The sequence below is a fragment of the Nonomuraea sp. bgisy101 genome (assembly GCF_057708945.1).
Genome location: NZ_JBYITD010000025.1, coordinates 35767 through 57201 on the forward strand (window position 1 = coordinate 35767; position 21435 = coordinate 57201).

At 70.0% G+C, this 21435-nt stretch carries 17 protein-coding genes; 12 read left to right on the forward strand and 5 right to left on the reverse strand.

The genetic code is table 11. From position 1 onward, the window contains the following. Together AC3EO4_RS37530 and AC3EO4_RS37535 are read right to left on the reverse strand one after the other, a co-directional pair. Entirely contained in the window at positions 1 to 1905 is a 1905-nt protein-coding gene (locus AC3EO4_RS37530; protein ID WP_431900197.1) for an ABC transporter permease, read from the reverse strand. Then, a complete protein-coding gene (locus tag AC3EO4_RS37535) occupies positions 1902 to 2972 on the reverse strand; it encodes a quaternary amine ABC transporter ATP-binding protein (RefSeq protein ID WP_431900292.1) in 1071 nt (356 codons plus the stop codon). Before AC3EO4_RS37535 ends, AC3EO4_RS37530 begins: the two co-directional genes overlap by 4 nt. A 475-nt stretch (positions 2973 to 3447) precedes the next feature. On the opposite strand from AC3EO4_RS37535, the gene AC3EO4_RS37540 reads away from it, so the two are divergent. Genes AC3EO4_RS37540 through AC3EO4_RS37555 form a run of 4 tightly spaced genes read left to right on the forward strand, consistent with a single transcriptional unit; the run spans position 3448 to position 7821 of the window. Continuing rightward, positions 3448 to 6384, forward strand: coding sequence for a sensor histidine kinase (locus AC3EO4_RS37540; RefSeq protein ID WP_431900199.1), 2937 nt, complete (start codon positions 3448 to 3450; stop codon positions 6382 to 6384). Continuing rightward, positions 6381 to 6803: a roadblock/LC7 domain-containing protein gene (locus tag AC3EO4_RS37545; protein WP_379575338.1), complete on the forward strand. Its 423-nt coding sequence runs from the start codon at positions 6381 to 6383 to the stop codon at positions 6801 to 6803. The genes AC3EO4_RS37540 and AC3EO4_RS37545 overlap by 4 nt, the downstream gene beginning before the upstream one ends. Before the next feature lie 12 nt (positions 6804 to 6815). Continuing rightward, positions 6816 to 7259, forward strand: a complete 444-nt coding sequence (locus tag AC3EO4_RS37550; protein WP_379575340.1) for a DUF742 domain-containing protein — start codon at positions 6816 to 6818, stop codon at positions 7257 to 7259. Continuing rightward, on the forward strand, positions 7240 to 7821 hold the full coding sequence (locus AC3EO4_RS37555; protein ID WP_379575341.1) for a GTP-binding protein: 582 nt from the start codon (positions 7240 to 7242) through the stop codon (positions 7819 to 7821). The genes AC3EO4_RS37550 and AC3EO4_RS37555 overlap by 20 nt, the downstream gene beginning before the upstream one ends. 104 nt (positions 7822 to 7925) lie before the next feature. Here AC3EO4_RS37555 and AC3EO4_RS37560 read toward each other — a convergent pair whose 3' ends face one another. Beyond that, positions 7926 to 8879, reverse strand: coding sequence for an SIS domain-containing protein (locus tag AC3EO4_RS37560; RefSeq protein WP_431900200.1), 954 nt, complete (start codon positions 8877 to 8879; stop codon positions 7926 to 7928). Next, entirely contained in the window at positions 8876 to 9997 is a 1122-nt protein-coding gene (locus AC3EO4_RS37565) for a hypothetical protein (protein WP_431900201.1), read from the reverse strand. Before AC3EO4_RS37565 ends, AC3EO4_RS37560 begins: the two co-directional genes overlap by 4 nt. 214 nt (positions 9998 to 10211) lie before the next feature. On the opposite strand from AC3EO4_RS37565, the gene AC3EO4_RS37570 reads away from it, so the two are divergent. Genes AC3EO4_RS37570 through AC3EO4_RS37585 form a run of 4 tightly spaced genes read left to right on the forward strand, consistent with a single transcriptional unit; the run spans position 10212 to position 13993 of the window. After that, entirely contained in the window at positions 10212 to 11333 is a 1122-nt protein-coding gene (locus tag AC3EO4_RS37570) for a polyamine ABC transporter substrate-binding protein (RefSeq protein WP_379575344.1), read from the forward strand. Positions 11334 to 11381: 48 nt separating this feature from the next. Beyond that, positions 11382 to 12209 carry an ABC transporter permease gene (locus AC3EO4_RS37575; RefSeq protein WP_379575345.1) on the forward strand — a complete coding sequence of 276 codons (828 nt, stop codon included), beginning with the start codon at positions 11382 to 11384 and terminating at the stop codon, positions 12207 to 12209. Beyond that, positions 12202 to 12981 carry an ABC transporter permease gene (locus AC3EO4_RS37580; RefSeq protein WP_379575346.1) on the forward strand — a complete coding sequence of 260 codons (780 nt, stop codon included), beginning with the start codon at positions 12202 to 12204 and terminating at the stop codon, positions 12979 to 12981. The genes AC3EO4_RS37575 and AC3EO4_RS37580 overlap by 8 nt, the downstream gene beginning before the upstream one ends. Continuing rightward, entirely contained in the window at positions 12968 to 13993 is a 1026-nt protein-coding gene (locus tag AC3EO4_RS37585) for an ABC transporter ATP-binding protein (RefSeq protein WP_431900203.1), read from the forward strand. The genes AC3EO4_RS37580 and AC3EO4_RS37585 overlap by 14 nt, the downstream gene beginning before the upstream one ends. 1 nt (position 13994) lies before the next feature. Here the strand turns inward: AC3EO4_RS37585 and AC3EO4_RS37590 are convergent, their stop codons facing one another. Further along, positions 13995 to 14609, reverse strand: coding sequence for a TetR/AcrR family transcriptional regulator (locus tag AC3EO4_RS37590; RefSeq protein ID WP_379575348.1), 615 nt, complete (start codon positions 14607 to 14609; stop codon positions 13995 to 13997). A gap of 116 nt (positions 14610 to 14725) precedes the next feature. Between AC3EO4_RS37590 and AC3EO4_RS37595 the strand changes: the two genes are divergently transcribed. From AC3EO4_RS37595 to AC3EO4_RS37610, 4 genes are all read left to right on the forward strand, one after another. Then, the gene (locus AC3EO4_RS37595; protein ID WP_379575349.1) at positions 14726 to 15997 is read left to right on the forward strand and encodes a glycosyltransferase; all 1272 of its coding nucleotides are present in this window, start codon (positions 14726 to 14728) and stop codon (positions 15995 to 15997) included. Positions 15998 to 16108: 111 nt separating this feature from the next. Beyond that, the gene (locus AC3EO4_RS37600) at positions 16109 to 17518 is read left to right on the forward strand and encodes an aminobutyraldehyde dehydrogenase (RefSeq protein WP_431900204.1); all 1410 of its coding nucleotides are present in this window, start codon (positions 16109 to 16111) and stop codon (positions 17516 to 17518) included. Positions 17519 to 17690: 172 nt separating this feature from the next. Continuing rightward, complete coding sequence (locus tag AC3EO4_RS37605) at positions 17691 to 21011, forward strand: sensor histidine kinase (RefSeq protein WP_431900206.1); 3321 nt, start codon at positions 17691 to 17693, stop codon at positions 21009 to 21011. Next, entirely contained in the window at positions 21008 to 21430 is a 423-nt protein-coding gene (locus AC3EO4_RS37610) for a roadblock/LC7 domain-containing protein (protein WP_354923062.1), read from the forward strand. The genes AC3EO4_RS37605 and AC3EO4_RS37610 overlap by 4 nt, the downstream gene beginning before the upstream one ends. Positions 21431 to 21435 lie beyond the last annotated feature (5 nt).

Genomic DNA, 21435 nt, shown 5'->3' on the forward strand with positions numbered 1-21435 from the left:
TCATCCTCTTATGTGGGGGGAAGAGCGCCTGTCGGCGCCCTGCGTGATGCGGTCGAGCATGATTCCCAGCAGCACCGTGGCGACTCCCGCCACGAAACCCATGCCGAAGTCGGAGTGCTGGGAGAAACCTGTGACGACGTCGTAGCCGAGGCCGCCCGCGCCGACCATGCCGCCGACGACGACCATGGCGAGCGTCATCACGATGCCCTGGTTGGCGGCCAGCAGGATGGCCCCTCGGGCCATCGGCAGCTGCACCTTCCACAGCAGTTGCCGCCGCGTGGAGCCGGCCGACAGCGCCGCCTCGACGGAGGTGGGGGAGACGCCTCGGATGCCGTCCTCGACCAGACGCACGACGGGCGGCACCGCGTAGATCACCGAGGCGAAGATCGCGGTGAACCTGGTCGGTCCGAACAGCGCGAGCGCCGGCAGCAGGTAGACCACGGACGGCATCGTCTGGGCGGCGTCCAGCAGCGGGCGCTGCACGGCCGAGTAGGCGCGGGAGCGGGCGGCGGCCACGCCGAGGACGAGGCCGAGCAGCAGGGCGGCGGCGGCCGCGACCAGGACGGTGGTGAGCGTGGCCATGCTGTGCTCCCACAGCCCGAGCAACGCCAGTGCGAGCAGGCAGGTCAGCGCGACGAGCGCGGGCCTGAGCCCGCTGGACCACCAGGCCAGCGTCAGTACGGCGGCGGCCACCAGCCACCACGGGGTGGAGGTCAGCACGTCCTGCAGCGGGTTCAGCAGGACCGTGGAGGTGACGTTCTTGATCGCCTCGGTGACGTCGTACCAGCTGAACTTGGCCCACTCCACCGCGTCGTTGACGGGCCCGCCGATGGGCAGCACCCACTCCTCGGGAAAGGCGGAGGGCAGGACGAAGGACAGCGCCACGCCGCCCACGGCGAGGGCGGCCGCGACCACGTACCTGACCGGCCCGGTGACCGTCTGGCGGGCGGCCGCCATCGTGGCCCTGTCGAGCACGATCGCCATGACCACGATCGCGACGCCGGCAGGCAGCATGAAGCCGACGTTGGCCCGCGACAGGCCGCGGATGATGTCGGAGCCGAGCCCCGGCGCCGAGATCAGGGCGGCGATCACGACCATCGACAGCGCCATCATGATCGTCTGGTTGATCGCCAGCGCGACGGTCTCGCGGGCCATCGGCAGCTGCACCTTGCGCAGCGTCTGCCAGCGGGTCGCGCCGATCGAGTCGGAGGCCTCGATCGCGGTGCGGGAGACCTGCTCGATGCCCAGCGCGGTGATCTTGATGGCTACCGGCATCGCGTAGATGAGGGTGGCGACGGTCGCGGAGGAGGGGCCGATGCCGAAGAAGAGCACCATCGGCGTCAGGTAGGCGAACGTCGGCATGATCTGCATGACGTCGAGCACGGGCGAGACGATCCTGCGCAGCCGTGCCGACCGGCCGGCCCAGACGCCGAGCGGCAGCCCGATCAGCAGGGCGACCAGGACGGAGGCGAGGACGAGCGCGAGTGTGCGGACACCGGCCTCCCAGACGCCGAGCACGCCGAAGGAGGCGAAGCCCGCCACGCCGAGCAGCGCGATCCGCCAGCCGCCCGCCAGCCAGCCGAGGCCGCCGATCACGCCGATGAGCCCTGGCCAGCCCAGCGCGAACAGCGCGGTCTCCAGGAAGGTGTAGAGCTGGCCCAGGTAGATGCGGACGTAGTTGATGAAGTAGAGGAACAGCGGGTTGTCGTTCCTGTTGGCGTCGACCCAGTCGCGCGCGTCGTTGACGGCGAGGAACGTTGCCGCCTCGTCGTCGTGCGGGAGCGTGGCGGTGCCGTTCAGCGTGAGGTAGCCGGCCACGAGCGCTGCGACGACGGCCGCTGGGACGATCCAGCGGGGCGGGCGGCGGATCCCCGTCGCGCCCGCGACCGCGACGGCGCCGCTCACGAGCGCGCCTGCGAGACGGGCCCGGCGTCCTCGCCCTGGTCCGCGCGCGGGAGAGCGGTCTCCTCGGGCGACGTCGCAGGCTCGGGAACGCGGATCCTCCCCTCCGGTACGGCAGGCGCGTGCGCCATGGCCGACAGGATGTCCACGCGGTCGACCACGCCCACCAGCTCGTCGCCGTCCATCACCCTGATGGGCCTGGCAGAGCCCGTCACCGCGGGGATGGCGTCCCTGATGACCGTGTCGGCGGGCAGGACGGGCCCGTCGAGGTGCTCGTCGGACTCCGGCGTCCTGCAGATCCAGCGCAGCGACAGCACGTGGCTGCGCGGCACCTCGCGCACGAAGTCGGCCACGTAGTCGTCGGCGGGCGCGCCCACGACCTCCTCCGGCGTTCCGAGCTGGACGATCGACCCGGCCCGCATGATCGCGATGCGCTGACCCAGCTTGAGCGCCTCCGACAGGTCATGGGTGATGAAGACCATCGTCTTGCCCACCTCGCGGTGCAGCCTGATGACCTCGGCCTGCATGTCGCGGCGGATCAGCGGGTCGAGCGCGCTGAAGGGCTCGTCGAACAGCATCACCTGAGGGTCGACGGCCAGCGCCCTGGCCAGCCCGACGCGCTGCTGCATGCCGCCCGACAGCTGGTCGGGGTAGGAGTCGGCGTGACCGTCGAGGCCGACCAGGGAGAGGATCTCCCGCGCGCGCTCGTGCCTGCGCTGCCGGGGCGAGCCCTGGATCTCCAGCCCGTAGGCGACGTTGTCGATGACGCGACGGTGCGGCAGCAGGCCGAAGTGCTGGAACACCATGCTCACGTGGTGGCGGCGCAGTTCGCGCAGGTCCGCGGGTGAGGCGGCGCCCACGTCCCGGCCGCCGACGGCGATCCTTCCCGCGGTCGGCTCGATGAGGCGGGTCAGGCAGCGCACCAGGGTGGATTTGCCGCTTCCCGACAGGCCCATGACCACGAACATCTCGCCGGGTCTGACGTCGAACGTGACGTCCCTGACGGCAATGGTGCAGCCGGTCTTCTCACGGAGTCGGGCCGGGTCGAGATCTTTGTCAGGGCCTTTCATCACGCGGTCCGCCCGTGGGCCGAAGACCTTCCACAGCCCACTGACCTCGATGGCCGCACTGTCCTGCCCGGCTGCCACTTTCTGCCTCCAGAAGCTTGCCGGCCCCGCGGTTGGCCCGGTCCGAGTTGTCGAGGGTAGGCGCGACGGGGCTCAACATAGGGCCTAAATATCGCAAATCACAACGTCGTGACCATCCAGAGACTCGGGTGTTACGGAGTGGATCTACAGCTGGAACGGGCCAACCACCCACAAGCGGACAGACTCTGATATATGGTGATTTTCTAAGACTCAAGATCCTTTAAAGGCCGACCGAAATCGGGGGCTCCAGGTTATCTGCGGTTGTGTCACTCTGGACAAGATTTGTCGCGTTATGTTCGTTTGGTCGTTCTCATAGTGATGTGCTGGAATAACCCCCACTTGCTGGATTTTCCCAGGAGTCTCATAGAGGCTCTCCCCCCAACTGAGGTTGCGTTCGGTGAGTAGAAGAACCAGTGCCAAAGCCGCCGATCACGGCGGATGGCGGCTGCGCAACTGGCGGGTGCGCGCGCGATTAGTCGCGCTCATCCTCGTCCCGACCGCCGCGGCCGTCCTTCTCGGCGGCTTCCAGGTCGTCGCCTCCACCAGCGCGGCCGCCGACTACGCCCGCGCCAACCAACTGGCCAAGCTCGCCGAGAACGTCGGCGGACTCACCCACGAACTCGGCGCCGAACGCGCCCGCACCGCCTGGTACATCGTCCTCGGCCGTCCCGAGCGCGGCCTCGCCGACGTCCGCGCCCAGATGGGCAGGGTCGACGCGGAGGCGCAGAAGGTACGGCAGAGCGCCGCCGCTCTCGGCTCCGACGTCACGGGCCGCACGGGCGACGAGGTCGCCACCGTACTGACCCGCCTGGAAGACCTCGCCGCGCTGCGCGACCAGGCTTTCGACTCCGACCTCCTGCCCGGCGCCGCTCTCGACGCCTACACCACCGTCATCTCCGACCTGCTCGCGCTCAACGACGAGCTCGGCAAGAACGGCGAGGACGAGGATCTGACGCGCCAGTCGGTGACGCTGGACGCGCTCGCCCGCGCCAAGGAGAGCGTCTCCCTGCAGCAGGCCCTGCTCACCGTCGTCCTGGTGGTGGGCAGGTTCGAGCAGGACCAGCTCAAGACCCTTCTCGGCGAGCGGTCCCGCGAGGCCAGCGAGCGCAAGGCCTTCGCCGCCGAGGCCACCGCCGCCGAACGCCGGCTGTTCGACGAGAAGGTCAACGGCCGCGAGGCGGACAGGGCACGCTTCCTGCTCGAACTGGTCCTCAACAGAGCCGACACGGGAGCCCCTCTCAAGGGGCTCGACCTCAGCAAGCGCGACGACGCGCGCGAGTGGTTCGAGGCCTCCACCGTCATCGTCGACTCCATGCGCTCGGTGGAGGAGCGGCACGCGGCGGCGATCGTGCTGCGCAGCAGCGAACTGGCCGCGGCCGAGACGCAGCGCGCCTACCTGGTGGCCGGCGCCGTCGCGGCCCTGCTGCTGGCCGTGCTCCTCATCACGACCGGTGTGGCGCGCTCGCTCGTCCGCCCGCTGCGCAGGCTGCGCAGCGAGGCGCTCGACATCGCGGGAGAGCGGCTTCCAGGCTTCGTCCAGCGGCTGCGCGAGTCGCGTGACGGCGGCGTCACCGCGGAGGTCGCGCCCATCGGGGTGTTCTCGCGGGACGAGGTCGGTGAGGTGGCGCGCGCCTTCGACGAGGTCCACCGCGAGGCCGTACGGCTGGCGGGCGACGAGGCCAAGCTGCGCGCCAACGTCAACGCCATGTTCGTCAACCTCTCCCGGCGCAGCCAGACCCTCGTCGAGCGCCAGCTCACGCTGATCGAGCGCCTCGAGCGCGGCGAGCGGGACGACACCCGCCTCGGCGACCTGTTCAGGCTCGACCACCTGGCCACCCGCATGCGCCGCAACAGCGAGAACCTCCTGGTCCTCGCCGGCCAGGACGCCGCACGCAAGTGGACCCAGCCCGTCGAGCTGATGGACATCGTGCGCGCCGCCCTCGGCGAGGTCGAGAGCTACGACAGGGTGGTCATGCAGGCGGCCTCCGAGGTCGCCATCGCGGGCCAGGCCGTCAGCGACACCGTCCACCTGCTCGCCGAGCTGGTGGAGAACGCGGTGTCCTTCTCCTCCAGCGACACCAAGGTGACGATCTCGAGCAGCCGCATCGACGGCGGCGGCGTCATGGTCGCGGTGACCGACCACGGCATCGGGATGACCCAGGAGGAGCTCGCCCAGGCCAACTGGCGGCTGGCCAACCCGCCGGTCGTGGACGTGTCGGTGTCGCGGCGGATGGGCCTGTTCGTGGTCGGCCGCCTGGCGCTCAGGCACAACATCCGCGTGCAGCTGCGCAGGCAGGACATCGGCGGCCTCACGGCGATGGTGCTCATCCCCGAGGCCCTGCTGACCGCCATCCCCGGCCAGCCGCCCGGGCACGGCCCCGCCTCCCAGCACGGCATGCCGCCCCTGCACACCATGCCGCCCGAGCCGCAGCAGCCGATGGTCCCGCCCCCGTCGATGGTGCCCCCGCAGGCGGGGCCGATGTCGTACGAGAGTCCCCCGCTCGACGACCTGAGGCCGTCGCCCATGGGCGCGCCGGTGCTCGACTCGCCGCCTGTCGACTGGTTCGGCACCAACGATGCGCCCTCGGCGGACCTGTCCGACTTCACCTCCAACGGGCTTCCCAAGCGAGGAGGACGTCCCTCGGACGGCGGCCGGCCGCCGGGCTTCCGTGAGATGCCCGGCCTGGGCGGCTCTCAGGGCCCCGACTCGTACGGCACGCTCGACCGGCGCCCGCACGACTCCTTCGACGTGCCGGGCAGGCACGAGTACCCCGACGCGACCAGGCCGCTGCCCCGGGTGGAGACCTCCTCGCTCGACACCGGCGACGAGGAGTACCTGCCGATCTTCGCGGCGGTGGAGTCGAGCTGGTTCAAGCGCCCGGCGAACATCGCCGACGCCACCGACGCCCCCTCGCTCGACACGGGATCCGCGCAGGGCAGGCCCTCCGCGGAACACCCCACGGAGCCGCCGCCCGCCGGAGCCGACCGCCACACCGGTCAGCAGGCCGGCCAGCAGGCCGGTCAGCAGGCCGGCCAGCAGGCCGCGGCGTCTCAGGACCCCTGGTCGTCGCCCGCCGACGCGGGCTGGCAGGCGGCCCGCGCGGCCAACGACCCCAGCCTCGGCGGCATCACCACCTCGGGCCTGCCCAAGCGCAAGCCCAGGGCGAACCTGGTGCCCGGCACCGCCGCCGCCCCGCAGGCCCAGGCCCCCGCGCCGCCGATGCCACCCGTCTCTCCCGACCGGATCAGGAGCAGGCTGGCCAGCTACCAGCAGGGTGTGCGGAAGGGCCGCGCCGAGCTCGGGAACGCCGGCGAGGAAGGGGAGCAGCGGTGAAGGAGCTGAGCCAGGCCGCCAGGGATGTCAACTGGCTGGTCAGCGGCTTCGTCGAGGAGGTGCCCGGCGTCGCGCACGCCGTGGTCGTCTCCTCGGACGGGTTGCCCATGGCGTTCTCGAGGGGTTTCCCCAAGGACCGCGCCGACCAGCTCGCCGCCGTGGCCGCCGGGCTGATCAGCCTGGTCCAGGGCGCATCGAGGGTCTTCGAAGGCGGCGGAGTCACTCAGACCGTCGTCGAAATGCAGCGCGGGCTGTTGCTGGTGATGTCCATCAGCGACGGGTCCTGCCTCGCCGTGCTGGCCGCGCCGGAATGCGACATGGGACTGGTCGCCTACCAGATGACGGTTCTGGTGGAAAGGGCCGGCCAGGTGCTCACGCCTGCCGTACGGGCGGAACTGTCATCCGCGCGCCCTTGGTGATGGGAGACGATCGTGGCTTCGTGGAATGACGGCCCTTCTTACGGGCCTCCGCCGGACTACGGCAGGGGGTACGGCCAACCGGCCTCGGGCTACGACCCTGCCCCCAGCCCTCCCGAGGAGGAGCGCAGCTCGCTGGTGCGGATGTACTCGCTCACCGGCGGGCGCACCGCGCCGCGCACCAACCTGGCCATGGAGGCGCTGGTCTCCTCGGCCACCTCGGCGCAACTCGGCATGAACCACACCCGTGAATACCGCGCGATCAGCGAGCTGTGCCGGCAGATCAGGTCGGTCGCCGAGGTGTCGGCGCTGCTGGCCATGCCACTGGGCGTGGCCAGGGTGCTGATCGCGGACATGGAGGCGGAGGGTCTGGTGCGGATCTACCAGCCGCAACTGGATGCGGGCATGCCGAACAGGAACCTGCTGGAAAGGGTGCTAAGTGGACTTCGCAGGCTCTAGCGGCCTGACCTCGACGAAGATCGTCGTGGCGGGCGGGTTCGGTGTGGGGAAGACGACGTTCGTGGGTGCGGTGTCGGAGATCCTGCCGCTCACCACCGAGGCTGTCATGACCAACGCCTCGGCGGGCGTCGACGACCTCAGCCTCACCCCTGACAAGACCACCACGACCGTGGCCATGGACTTCGGCCGGGTGTCGCTGGACAGGGACCTGATCCTTTACCTGTTCGGCACGCCGGGTCAGCACCGGTTCTGGTTCATGTGGGACGACCTGGTCCGCGGCGCCATCGGCGCGGTCGTGCTCGTCGACACCCGCAGGCTGGCCGACTCCTTCCCCGCGATCGACTACTTCGAAGAGGCCAAGCTGCCCTTCGTGATCGGGCTCAACGGCTGGAACGGGCACTTCCCGCACGTGGAGAACCAGGTGAGGGACGCGCTGACGCTGGCACCGCACGTGCCGATCGTGCGGACGGACGCGCGCTCCCGGGACGCGGTCAAGACCACGCTCATCACGCTGGTGGAGCACGCTCTGACCGTCCGCTCCGCCTACGGCCCCACCTACTGACCCCGCGGCGACGGCTCGACTCCGCTCCTGGATCTCCAGGAGAGGTTCCGTCGGGAGCGCGGCGCCGGCGACCGGCGCCGCGCCGTCAGGCTCAGGCCCCCGGATCAGGCGGCGCGCCACCAGTGGGCGGCGACGAGCTCGGCGACGAGTGTCTCGGTCAGCAGGGCGACGTCGGGATCGTCGTCGTGCCGGTACCTGATCGAGGCGCGCTCGCCCTCCACGTGCCCGCCCACCGTGAGGACGGTGGAGCCGCGCTGCCGTACCCAGTCCATGGCCTGCTCGTCGTAGCGCGAGCCGGGGAACAGCAGGGCGCGGTAGTCGAGGGTCTTGGTGAGGTAGACGTCCACGTGCGACCAGTCGCCGCTCTCGCACGCGTCGGCGGGCCTGCGCGGGCCCTCTCGGACCATCAGCGCGGACTGCTCGGCCGACGACATCCGCTCGGCCGGCGCGATCGCGTAGACCCCGTGCGCCCCGTCGAGCAGCTCCAGCGCGGTGGCGAGCCAGTCGTCCCTCCGGTCCAGCAGGTCGGAGGTGGCCGCGGCGGCCCGCCGTACCAGCTCGGGGATGTCGCGGGCCGCCCCGGTGAGCCGCGACTCCAGCGCCAGCAGCAGCACCAGCGTGTGCTGGAAGGTACGGCAGGCCACGCCGCCCCGCTCCTCGCCTGCCAGCATCGGGATGACCTGGTCGGCCCCCTCTGTGATCTTCGAGCCTTCGACGTTGGTGAGGGCGACGACGGGGGAGGGGCCTCCGGCGTAGCGGGCCAGGGCGTCGAGGGTCTCCCTGCTGCCTCCCGTCGCCGAGATCGGCACGACGAGCGTCTCGGGCCCCGCGGGGAAGGTGGCGGCGGCCGAGCCGTACTCGGCGTAGGCGTCGAATCCCCTGGCGCGCAGGCGGAGCGCGGCGACGCCTGCCGCGTAGCGGGAGCTGCCCATGCCGAGGAACACCACGCGTCTGAGCCCCTCGGGCAGGGTCAGCGGCTCCTTCTCCAGCCACGCGGCCAGGTCGGCGAGGGCGGAGGGCTTGGCCTCCAGGTCGGCGTGGAACAGCTCGGGGTTCACGGGTTCTCCTCGGTGAAGCGGGTGCGCAGGACGCCCATGGGGGCGTAGCGCCAGCGGGGCAGGTGGCGTGCGGAGTAGATCAGTTCGCGGCACTCCTGCTCGATCTCGAACGGGCCGAGCAGGCGGTCGTCCAGCAGGTCGGGCCTGCCCGCCTCCGCGAGGCGCGCGCGGTAGGCGGCCAGGAGGCCGGCTCGCGCGGTGGCGGCCCACGCGGCGGCCGCGGACGGGGCGGTGCCGCGCCGCTTGACGGCCACCTGGGCGACGTGTTCCAGGCTGGTGGTGAGCTGGGCGACGTCGCGGGCGGCGGGCTGGTACGGGTCGGCCTCGGTGACGGTCGGATTGCCGTCGAAGTCGATCACCGCGTACCCGTCGCGCCACTGAAGGATCTGGCCCACGTGGAAGTCACCGTGGATGCGGATCCGTGAGGTCGTGACGATGCCGGAGAGGGGCGCGAGCTCGGCCCGCAGCGCGGGCTCGTGGGCGCGCAGCCAGGCGCCGTCCTCGCCGTCGGTGAGTGTGAGCGCCTCCTCCAGCGCCCCGGCCGCCCGCTCCATCGCGGACCGCTCACGCGAAGGGGGGAGCGCGGACTCCGTGGCGGGGAAGGTCGCGAGGGCCAGGTGCAGGTCGGCGGCCAGGTCGCCGAGCGTGGCCGCGAAGCCGGTACGGCCCGCCTCCGCCTCGTCCACGCACCACTCCCACCCGTCCCTCGCCTCTGGCAGGTAGCCGGTCACCAGGGCGAGCAGCGTCTCGGCTCCCGAGGGGGCGACCCTGGTGAGCGCCGCGTAGGGCGGGGCCGTGTGCGCGAAGCCCGTCTCCGTCAGGTGCGCGAACGCGGCCAGCGTCGGGTGGGGCAGCGGCGCGGGCTCGGCCAGCCACTTCACCACGATCCGCTCGCCGATCACGACCGAGTGGTTGGTCTGGTCGACGTCGATGCCGCGCTCCTGCCACGGCGAGGCGGGCGTGGGCCCTTCGGCGGGGCCGTAGGGCGCGGGCATGGGCAGGTAGCGGCGGAGCGCGAACGGCTCGGGCACCGGCTCCGACAGCGCCGCCAGGAAGGCCGCCGTCAGTCCTTCACCGGCCCTCGGCGCACCGATCCGGGCCAGGGCGGAACTGGTCACGGCGCCGTCCCGATCGGTAACGTGATTCTTACCGAGAGCCAACAGACGCCGCCAAATTGAATCGCGATTCAACACGTTCATCAAACTTCCTGGTGACAATGTCCGGAAAAGTCTTGCTCATGTTGATGTTGGCTGCAACACTCCTGCTTTGGTCTGCAGTGCCCGGTTGGTCGCGAGACCCCTCGTACATCTGAATCCAGAAGGAGTAGCGGCCGTGTCCCGTATCCGGTACACCCGTCGTTTTCCGGCCGTCGTCGCGGCGGCCGGACTCACGCTCGCCGTAGCGGCGTGTGGCGGCGAGTCGTCGACCAACAACGCCAACCCGGCACCGAGCGCCGCCGCGCAGCTGAACGCGAAGGCGGATCTTTCCAAGCAGAGCCTCACGGTGACCGTCTGGCCCGGGTACACGCCCAAGGAGCTGCCGGAGAAGGCCAAGGCCAAGCTCGGCGTCGCCGACGTGAAGATCGTCGAGCACGACACCAATGAGACCGCGATGACGAAGCTGACCAGCCAGGGCGGCGAGGGCATCGACGTCGCCTTCGTCTCCGGCCAGTACGCGCAGGCGCTGGCCGCCGCGGGCCTGCTGGAGCCGATCCACGCCGAGCTGATCCCGAACCTCAGCAACCTCTACCCCGAGGCCACGCAGCTGTCCTACGACAAGGGCAACAAGATCTCCGTCCCCTACACCTGGGGCACGACGGGCATCTGCTACCGGAGCGACCTGGTCAAGGCCGAGCCGACCAGCTGGAAGGACATCCTGACCCCGCCGGCCTGGGCCGAGAAGAAGGTCACGATGATGACCACCGAGCGCTGGCTGGCGCTGCCCGCGCTCAAGTCGCTCGGCTACTCGGTCAACACCGACAAGGACGAGGAGATCGCCAAGGCGAAGGAGCTCCTCGTCGCGGCCAAGCCGCACCTGCTGGGCTACGACGACGTCACCTTCGGCGAGAAGCTGAAGACCGGCGAGGCGATCATGGTCGAGGCGTGGGACGGCTGGTGCCCCACCACGGACGAGAAGAAGAACATCAAGTTCGCGGTCCCGAAGGAGGGCAGCGACCTCTGGGTGGACACCATGGTGATCATGAAGTCCTCCAAGAACAAGGAGGCCGCGCACGCCCTGATCAACTACATCCTCGACCCCGAGATCCACCGCTGGGCGGCCGAGAACATCAACTACAAGGTCCCGAACAAGGCCGCCATGGACAAGGTCCAGGTGGCCGAGGGGTCCCTGCTCGGCACCTCCCCCGCCGAGCTGCTGCAGGGCGAGTCGATCATCGACCTGGGTGAGGCGTCCACCAAGTACACCCGCCTGTCGACCGAGGTTGCGGCCAAGTAAGCCGTGAGAGCCAAGTAAGCCGTGAAATCAGTTGGCAAGGCCCGGCCGGTGTCCCCTGCGTGGGGGCGCCGGCTGGGCGCGTTCGTCTTCCTGGGCCCCGGCGTCGTCTACCTGGCGGTGCTGCTCCTGGTCCCTCTCGCGCTGATCCTCAGCTACACCGTCTTCAGACGCGGCCGCTTCGGCGGGATCGTCTACGAGTTCACGACGGAGAACTTCAGCAGGCTGCTCGACCCCCTTTACCTCGACGTCGTCCTGGTGTCGGTCAAGCTGGCCACGCTGACCACCGTGTTCGCGCTCCTGCTCGGCTACCCCACGGCGTACCTGATCGCCAGGCTGCCGCGGACGTGGAAGACGATCGCGCTGGTCGCGATCGTCCTGCCGTTCTGGACGAACTTCATCATCAGGGTCTACGCCTGGACGATCCTGCTGAGCGGGCCGGGCCTGATCAACTCGACGCTCGGCACGCAGTTCGAGCTGCTCTACAACCAGGGCGCGATGGTCACGGGACTGCTCTACTCCTACCTGCCGCTGATGGTGCTGCCGCTGTACGCGGCCATCGAGAAGCTCGACCCGCAGCTGCGTGAGGCCTCGGCGAATCTGGGCGCCTCGGCCTTCACCACCTTCAGGCGCGTGACGCTCCCGCTGACGCTGCCGGGGGTGGCCACCGGCTGCCTGTTCGTCTTCGTGCCGAGCTTCGGCAACTTCGTCGTCCCCGAGATCCTCGGCGGCGGACGGTCGGCCACGGTCGGCACGCTGATCCGCACGGAGTTCCTGAAGTCGCGTGACTGGCCGTTCGGCTCCACGCTGGCGCTGGCCGTGATCCTGGTCCTGATCGTGCTTCTGGTGATCCAGTCGTGGGTGAACCGCCGTGGGTAGGCCGCGTTTCCTCTACGTGCCGTTCTGGCTGACCTACGTCTTCCTCTACGCGCCGATCCTGGTGCTCGTGGTGATGTCCTTCAACGCGGGCCGCTCGCCGTACGTCTACGAGGGCTTCAGCTTCAAGTGGTACGGCGTGCTCGCCGAGGACGACAAGATCATGAAGGGCCTGGTCAACACGCTGATCGTGGCGGCGGGCTCGACCGCGCTCGCCACCGTGCTGGGCACGCTGCTGGCGGTGGGCCTGGCCAGGCACACCAGGTCCAAGCTGCTCGACGCGCTCGGGCTGATGCCCGCGATCCTGCCCGACCTGGTGCTGGCCATCGGTCTGCTGGTCTTCTACGACCTGGTGAAGTTCAGCCTCGGCCTCCACTCGGTGATCCTGTCGCACGCGCTGTTCGGAATGGCCTTCGTGGCCGCGGTCGTGCGTACCAGGCTCACCCACGCCGACTCCTCGCTGGAGGAGGCCTCGCGCGACCTCGGGGCGGGACCCGTCACCACCTTCGTCAGGGTGACGCTGCCGCAGCTGGCGCCCGGCATCGTGGCGGGCGCGCTGCTCGCCTTCACCCTGTCGATCGACGAGTTCGTCATCGCGTTCTTCACGGCGGCGCCGACCGAGCCGACGCTGCCGATCGTCATCTACTCAATGGTCAGGTTCGGGGTGACCCCGGAGATCAACGCGCTCGCGTCGATCCTGCTGCTGGTGAGCTTCACCGTGGTGATCGCCGCCCAGCGCATGACGAAGATCGGGGAGATTCGTGCTCAAGATTGACGGCGTCACCCGCAGGTTCGGGGACGTCACCGCTCTCGACGACGTCTCGCTGGAGATCGAGCAGGGCGAGTTCTTCGCCCTGCTCGGCCCCTCGGGATGCGGCAAGACGACGCTGCTGCGCATCCTGGCCGGCTTCGAGACGCCCGACGCGGGCACGGTCACCCTTGACGGCGACGACCTGCTGTCGATGCAGCCCAACCGGCGGCCGATCAACCTGATGTTCCAGTCCTACGCGCTGTTCCCGCACATGACCGTGGCCAAGAACATCGCCTACGGCCTGGAGCAGGAGAAGCTCGGCAAGGCCGAGATCAGGCAGCGGGTCGGCGAGGTGCTGGAGACCATCGGCCTGGCCGAGATGGCGGGCCGCAAGCCCGGCCAGCTGTCCGGCGGCCAGCGCCAGCGCGTGGCCCTGGCCAGGGCGATCGTCAAACGTCCTCGGCTGCTGCTGTTGGACGAGCCGCTGTCGGCGCTGGACAAGAAGGTCCGCGCGGGCATGCAGCTGGAGCTCAAGCGGCTGCAGCACGAGGTGGGCATCACCTTCGTCGTGGTCACCCACGACCAGGAGGAGGCGATGTCGCTCGCCGACCGCATCGCGGTCTTCGAGTCCGGGCAGGTGCGCCAGGTGGACGAACCCGTCGAGCTGTACGAGCGGCCGCGCACACCGTTCGTCGCCGATTTCGTCGGGGCCAACAACATCTTCGAGGGTACGGCGGTGCCCGAGGGTCTCGACGTGCCCGGCCTCGGAGTCCTGCCGGGGGAGGGGGCCGAGCTCGCGGGCGTCAAGGCGCTGCTGGCCGTACGCCCGGAGAACGTGCGGCTGGCCGACAAGGGTCTGCTCGGCACCGTGCTGGACGTGAGCTTCTACGGCGGCATCTCGCACATCGCGGTCGCCGTGGAGGGAAGGGCCAAGCCGGTCCTCGTGGCCCAGCAGGGCGCCGCGAAGGTCGAGGTGGGCGCCCGGGTCAGGCTCGGCTGGGACGCCCACGACGCGGTGCTGATCCAGGAAGGCTGAGTCAGTGGGCAGCCAGGTCGCAGCCGGTGGCCGTTCGGGCGTAGCTGAGGATCAGCTCGACGGCCTCCTCGGGGCCGATGAGGGGGTGCCTGGCGGTGATGCGATAGCCGTAGGCGTCCTCGAGGGCCACCAGGTTGCGCGCGATCGTCAGGGAGTCGGAGGTCGGGGCGAACACGCCGAGTGCCGTCCCCGTGTCCAGGACGGCCTGGTACATCGACACCTGGCGGTCGTACAGGGTGGTCAGCAGCAGGCCGTAGATCCTGTTGCGGCCGGCGGCCCCGCCCAGCTCGTTCAGCAGCCGCACGTCCGGGTCGAGCGGCCCGGTGGGCAGCCCCGAGCGGATCGTGATGACCAGCTTGCGCGCGGGATCGCTGACGGCCGAGATCTGCCGCATGCGGTGCTCGTAGAAGCGCTCCACGCTGGCGTGGTGCGCCTCGACCAGCAGCTCGCTGAGGTCGGGGTAGTGGTAGAGCACCGCGCCCGAGGTCAGTCCGGCCTCCTCGGCCACGTGGGCCAGCTGCACCCCGTCGATGCCGTGGCGGACGATGGCCCGCCGCGCCGCCTCGATGAGGTCGATCCGCCGGTCCGAGCGACTCTTGCGCGCGGTCACCAGCACCCCCGTTCCTGTGGCGTCATTAAGGTCATTCGGGCACATACTGCCTTGAAGTTGACCATCCCGCTAGACAAGTATTTGAATCGAAATTCAACTGAGCGTTCCCTCCGGAGTTGATCATGTCTCTCACCATTCTGTTCATGCCCGAGAGCGCGTACGGGCCCACGAACAACAGCATCGGCATCGGCGACATCCTGCGCCGTAGGGGCCACCGGGTGGTCTTCGCCGCCGAGGCGTCGTGGAAGGGCAAGCTCGAGGCGCTCGGCTTCGAGGAGGACCTGGTCGACCTGGCGCCCCCCGCCGAGGAGGCCGAGGAGCAGGACCCGGGCCAGTTCTGGAAGGACTTCATCCGCGACACCGCGCCCGAGTACCGCAAGAGCACGAGGGAACAGCTCGAGACCGTCACCAAGCCCATCTGGGACGCCCTGATCGACGGCGTGAAGTACTGCGAGCCCCAGCTCAAGGCGATCATCGAGCGGGTCAGGCCCGACATCATCGTCGAGGACAACGTCATCACCTTCCCCGCGCTGCTGACCGCGGGCAAGAAGTTCGTCAGGATCGTCTCCTGCAACCCGCTCGAGGTCCGCGGCGAGGCGGTCGCGCCGGTCTTCTCCGGTCTGCCCGCCGACGACGGCTCCGAGTGGGGCGCCTTCCGCGCCGAGTACGACCGCACCCACCGCGAGATCTGGACCGCCTTCAACGAGTGGTGCGTCGAGCAGGGCACCCGGCCGCTGCCCGACCTCGACTTCATCCATGAGGGCGACCTGAACCTCTACGTCTACCCCGAGCTGCTCGACTACACCGACGCCCGCCCGCTGGGCCCGAGCTGGCACCGCCTCGACTCCTCGGTCCGCGAGACCGACGAGGACTTCGCGCTGCCCTTCGAGCGCAACGGCGGCGCGCTGGTCTACTTCTCGCTCGGCTCGCTCGGCTCGGCCGACGTGGAGCTCATGCAGCGCGTCATCGACGTGCTCGCCACCACGCCGCACCAGTTCATCGTCTCCAAGGGCCCGCTGCACGAGGAGATCAAGCTCGCCGACAACATGTGGGGCGCGGAGTTCCTGCCGCAGACCAAGATCATCCCGCAGGTGGACCTGGTCATCACCCACGGCGGCAACAACACCACCACCGAGGCCCTGCACTTCGGCAAGCCGATGATCCTGCTGCCGCTGTTCTGGGACCAGTACGACAACGCCCAGCGCGTGGACGAGCTCGGCTACGGCGTGCGCCTGTCCACCTACACCTTCAGCGACGACGAGCTCAAGGGCGCCCTCGACCGCCTGCTCGGCGACGCCGAGCTGCGCGCCAGGCTGACCGCCGAGGGCGAGAAGATCCGCGGTCGCGACGGCCTGCGCAAGGCCGCCGACCTAATCGAGCAGCTCGGCAAGTAGGCCGCGTCCGAACAGCACGACCCCGAGGGAGCACCCCAGCGCGTTCCCTCGGGCCCGGTCCCCGGCCGTCACGGCAGGCGACCGACCCGATCGTTTCCGAGGGAAGACACGATGCGTCAACTGATCAACCCGGCCACCGGCCGGCCGTTCGCCGAGGTGCCCGACACGCCCGTCGCGGAGGTGGCGCACGCCGTACGGCGGGCGAGGAAGGCCTTCGACGAGTGGTCGCAGGCCACCCCCGCCCACCGCGCCCGCGTGCTGCTACGCCTTGCCGACCTGGTGGAGGCCGACGCGGAGGAGCTGACCAGGCTCGAGGTGGAGGAGACGGGCAAGCCCGCGGCCGTCTTCAGGGACGGCGAGCTGCCGTTCGCCGCCGACAACCTGCGCTTCTTCGCCGGTGCCGCGCGCTCGCTCGACGGCAGCGGGGCGGGGGTGCTCAGCGCCGGCTACACCTCGGTGCTGCTGCGCCGCCCGGTCGGGGTGGTGGGCTCGATCGCGCCGTGGAACTTCCCCTTCGTCATGGCGGTGTGGAAGCTCGGTCCGGCGCTGGCCGCGGGCAACGCGGTGGTCATCAAGCCCGCGCCGCACACGCCGCGCACGACGATCCGGCTGGCCGAGCTGATCGCCAAGGCGGGTGCGCCGGAGAACCTGGTGCAGGTCGTGACCGGCGACGCCGAGGTCGGCGAGGCCCTGGTGACCGACCCCGGCGTGGACATGGTGAGCGTCACCGGTTCCACCGAGACCGGCCGCGCGGTCATGACGGGCGCGGCGCGCACGCTCAAGCGCGTGCACCTGGAGCTCGGCGGCAAGGCGCCCGCCCTGGTCTTCGAGGACGCCGACCTGGCGGAGACCGCGCGTGGCGTGGCCATGGGCGCCACGTACAACACCGGCCAGGACTGCACCGCGGCCACGAGGGTCTACGTCGCCCGCCAGGCCTACGGGGACGCGGTGGAGGCCATTCGCGCTACGCTTGCCGAGATCCAGGTCGGCGATCCGTGGAGCCCCACGACGGACATCGGTCCGCTGATCTCGGCCGCGCACCGCGACAGGGTGCACGGCTTCGTCTCCCGCGCGGCCGCCGACTCGGGAGGCGAGGTGATCTTCGGCGGTGCACCGATCGACGCGCCCGGCTTCTTCTACCCGCCCACCCTCATCGCGGGGCCCCGGCAGGACAGCGAGGTCGTGCAGGGCGAACTTTTCGGTCCCGTCCTCGTGGTGCTGCCCTTCGACGACGAGGACGAGGCTGTCAGGCTGGCCAACGACACCCGCTACGGGCTGGCCTCCTCGGTCTGGTCGCGCGACGTGGCCAGGGCCATGCGCGTCTCGCATCGGCTGGATGTCGGGGTGACGTGGGTGAATGATCATCTGCCGATCGCCAGTGAGGCTCCGCACGGCGGCGTCAAGGGCAGCGGGTTCGGCAAGGACATGAGCCAGGAGGCGGTGCAGGAGTACTCGGTGACCCGTCACCTGATGATCAAGCACGCGGCTCCGGCGGAGCGGGACTCGTTCCGGCCAGCCTAAACAGCATGTGGCGTTATGGGCGAAAAGGCCGGATTTGTGGGTGTTTAGCGAACTTTGTCTCGTTCGCTGATCTGGTCAGGTTGTGTTCCAATTACGATCGCTCCTGCAATCCCATGCGCCACATGCGTGTCAGAGATTTTCGAGCACGCATGGCGAGAGGTAGCGACACTCAGTGAGGACGGAAAACCCCCGGCACGCCGCCCCGGGGGAGGACACAGGAAAGAAGCCCGGGTCGGGCAGTCGTTTCCAGCTGGGCAACTGGCGGGTGCGATCGCGCCTCATCCTGCTCATCCTGATTCCCACGGTCGTGGGCGTCCTCCTCGCGGGCATCCAGCTTGCCAACTCCATCGGAACCGCAGCCGAATACCGCCGCCTGACCCAGGTGGCCGAACTCGTGCAGCGGCTCGGCTCGCTCTCCCACGAGCTGGGCAAGGAACGCACGCTCACCGCCTGGTACATCGCCGACAACCGTCGTGCGGGCCGGCTGTCCCAGCTGCGCAACCAGCGTGACGTCGTAGACGCCGGCAAGAAGAAGGTGCTCGAGAGCGCCAGGGCGATCGACGAGGCCCACCCCCTCCGCGTGCGCCACGAGGTCGACGAGGCGGTCCGCTGGCTCGACGGCCTCGACGGCCTGCGCGAGTCGATCCTCGGCGACAGCGTTCCCGCCCGAGCGGCGATCCGAACCTTCACTTCCATGATCGACGTCATGGAGGGCCTGCAGGGCGAGCTGGTGGCCGCGGGCAACAACGAAGGCCTGCTCGGCGACGCCACCGCGCTCGGCGCGCTGGAGCGCGCCAAGGAGGAGGTCTCGCGCCAGCAGGTCATCCTCGTCGTCGCGCAGATCGAGCGCCGCCTCGACTACGACGACCTGTCGGACTTCCTCGGCTCATGGAACGCCCAGCAGGCCGAGCTCACCGTCTTCGAGGCCGAGTCCCAGGCAGACGACCTGGCGTTCTTCCGCAAGACGGTCAGAGGCCAGGAGATCGACCGCGGCGACGCCATGCGCCAGCGCGCGCTGGCCCAGATGCGCGAGTACAAGGAGATCCGCGACCTCGACATCACCTCGCGGCGCGACCTCAAGCTCTGGTACGACAGCACCGAGCAGACGGTCGACGCCATGCGCAAGGTCGAGGACCAGCTGGCCACCTCGATCGTGGCGCAGACCAGGATGCTGGCCGACGCCGAGCAGCGCAACGCCATCGTCTCGGGCGCCGTCATCCTCGTCCTGCTGCTGCTCGTCCTGCTGATCACCACCCGGGTCGCCGGCTCGCTCGTACGGCCCCTGCGCAAGCTGCGCGCCGAGGCGCTGGAGGTGGCCGGCAGCACGCTGCCCGACACGGTCCGCATCCTGCGCGAGTCCGGCGACGGCGCGGCCATCCCTGAGGTTCCCTCCATCGGGGTGCTCACCCGAGACGAGATCGGTGAAGTGGCGCGGGCCTTCGACGAGGTCCACCGCGAGGCCGTACGGCTGGCCGGTGAGGAGTCCAAGCTCCGCGCCAACGTCAACGCCATGTTCGTCAACCTCTCCCGCCGCAGCCAGACGCTCGTCGAACGCCAGCTCTCGCTCATCGAGGGTCTGGAGAACGGCGAGGAGAACGAGCAGCGGCTGTCCGACCTGTTCAGGCTCGACCACCTGGCCACCCGCATGCGCCGCAACAGCGAGAACCTGCTGGTCCTCGCCGGCCAGGAGGCCGCGCGCAAGTGGACCCAGCCGGTCGAGCTCGTCGACATCGCCCGCGCGTCGCTGTCGGAGGTCGAGGGCTACGAGAGGGTCAACATCCAGGTGCCGACCGGCACACTGGTGGCCGGTCCCGCCGTCACCGACGTCGTCCACCTGCTCGCCGAGCTGATCGAGAACTCCATCTCCTTCTCCCCGCGCGAGACCAAGGTCAGCGTCTCCAGCAACCGCGCCGAGGGCGGCGTGATGATCGCGGTCGTCGACCTCGGCATCGGCATGACCCCTGACGAGGTCGCCCAGGCCAACTGGCGCCTGGCCAACCCGCCCGTCGTCGACGTGTCGGTCTCGCGCCGCATGGGCCTGTTCGTGGTCGGCCGCCTGGCCCTGCGCCACGGCATCAAGGTGCAGCTGCGCTCGCAGCCGACGGGCGGTGTCACGGCACTCGTCGTGCTGCCCGACACCCTGCTGGTGTCCGCGTCGGCTCCCACCCAGGCGGGCTTCCCTTACCAGCAGACCCCAGGCTCCTTCAGCCCGTTCGACTCGCCCGTCATGGCGGCCCCTGTCGCCCAGTTCGGCATGGACAGCCCCGACGTTCGCGGGTTCGACGAGCCGATGCACACGCCGTGGCCCGGCACGCTGCCGCCGCCCGGCAACACGGCCTGGCCGTCGATGGGCGAGGACCATGCCTTCGGCGCGGCCGACACGGGGACATCGAGCAACGGGTTCTCCGGCGGCGCCTTCGCCGACGGCGGGACGCGCGACACGGGCTTCCCCGACAGCGGATTCGCCGACAGCGGCTTCCCCGACAGCGGCACGCGTGACGGCGGTCTCGCCGACGGCGGGTTGAACAGCGGCTTCCGGGACAGCTCCTTCCAGGACGGCGCCTTCCAGGACAGTAGGTTCCAGGACGGTTTCCAGGACAGTGGCTTCCAGGACAGTGGCTTCCAGGACAGTGGCTTCCAGGACGGCTTTCAGGACGGCTTCCAGGACGGCGGGCTCCGCGACGGCGGATTCGCCGACGCCGGCTGGCCGCCTGCCGCGCCCGCCACGTCCGAGCCCGCCTTCGACCCGTTCTCCAGGAGCCTGCCCGAGCCCGAGCCGCGGCCGATGGACGCCTTCGGCCGCACGCCAGAGCCGGAGGCCCACCCCACCTTCGACCACGTCTCGCGCGAGTCCGCCGGCGCCTTCGGCACCCTGGGCAACGAGTCCCACAGCTCGTTCATGGGGCTGCCCGAGTCCGACATGACCGGCCCGCTGCCCGTCGTCCGTTCATCGCCGATGGACGAGGACGGCGAGGAGTTCCTGCCGATCTTCTCCTCGGTCGGTTCCGACTGGTTCCGCAGGCCCGACCCCGAGCAGCTGAAGGCCGCGAAGGAGAGCCTGGAGGAGGAGCCGAGAGAGGCAGCGGACAGCGCGTCCGCCCAGTACAACGGCCGTTCCTCGCGGCTCGCCGACGAGCAGCCGCCCCCGCAGGACAGCCGCCCGCAGGACAGCCGCCCGCAGGGGCTGCCGCAGCGCAGGCCTGGCGAGAGCGTGACGCCGTCGTGGTCCTCGCCCGCCGACAGCGGTTTCCAGGCCGCGCGCGCCGCCGCGCAGCCCGCCCAGGGCGGCACGACCTCCTCGGGCCTGCCGCGAAGGGTCCCCAAGGCCAACCTGGTTCCCGGTACGGCGATCGCGCCCGAGAGCGCGGCTCCCGAACCGCCCGCGCCGATCTCGCCCGACCGGGTGCGCAGTCGCCTGTCCAGCTTCCAGCAGGGAGTTCGGCAGGGCCGTGAATTCACTCGCGACACCCGCGAGAACAAGGAGGACAGATGAGAGAGCTGAGTCAGGGCGCCCGCGGCGTCAACTGGCTGATCACCGACTTCGTGAACAACGTGCCGGGTGTCGCGCACACCGTGGTCGTGTCGTCCGACGGTCTGCCACTTGCCTACTCTGAGGGTTTCCCCAAGGACAGGGCCGACCAGCTCGCAGCGGTCGCCTCCGGTGTGATCAGCCTCACCCAGGGTGCGGCCAGGGTTTTCGAAGGCGGCATGGTCACCCAGACGGTGATCGAGATGCAGCGCGGCCTGTTGATGATCATGTCGATCAGCGACGGGTCGTGTCTTGCGGTCCTCGCCGCGGCCGACTGCGACATGGGTCTGGTGGCGTACCAGATGACGCTGCTGGTGGAGCGGGCGGGACAGGTTCTCACGCCTGCCGTACGCGCCGAGCTGCAGGCGGCGCGCCCCCGCTAGCGGGG

What these genes read in the sequence shown, in the direction of transcription:
- AC3EO4_RS37535 (WP_431900292.1), bottom strand. Translation starts at nt 2,972, where the DNA reads ATGAAAGGCCCTGACAAAGATCTCGACCCGGCCCGACTCCGTGAGAAG.
- AC3EO4_RS37595 (WP_379575349.1), top strand. Translation starts at nt 14,726, where the DNA reads ATGTCTCTCACCATTCTGTTCATGCCCGAGAGCGCGTACGGGCCCACG.
- AC3EO4_RS37600 (WP_431900204.1), top strand. Translation starts at nt 16,109, where the DNA reads ATGCGTCAACTGATCAACCCGGCCACCGGCCGGCCGTTCGCCGAGGTG.
- AC3EO4_RS37610 (WP_354923062.1), top strand. Translation starts at nt 21,008, where the DNA reads ATGAGAGAGCTGAGTCAGGGCGCCCGCGGCGTCAACTGGCTGATCACC.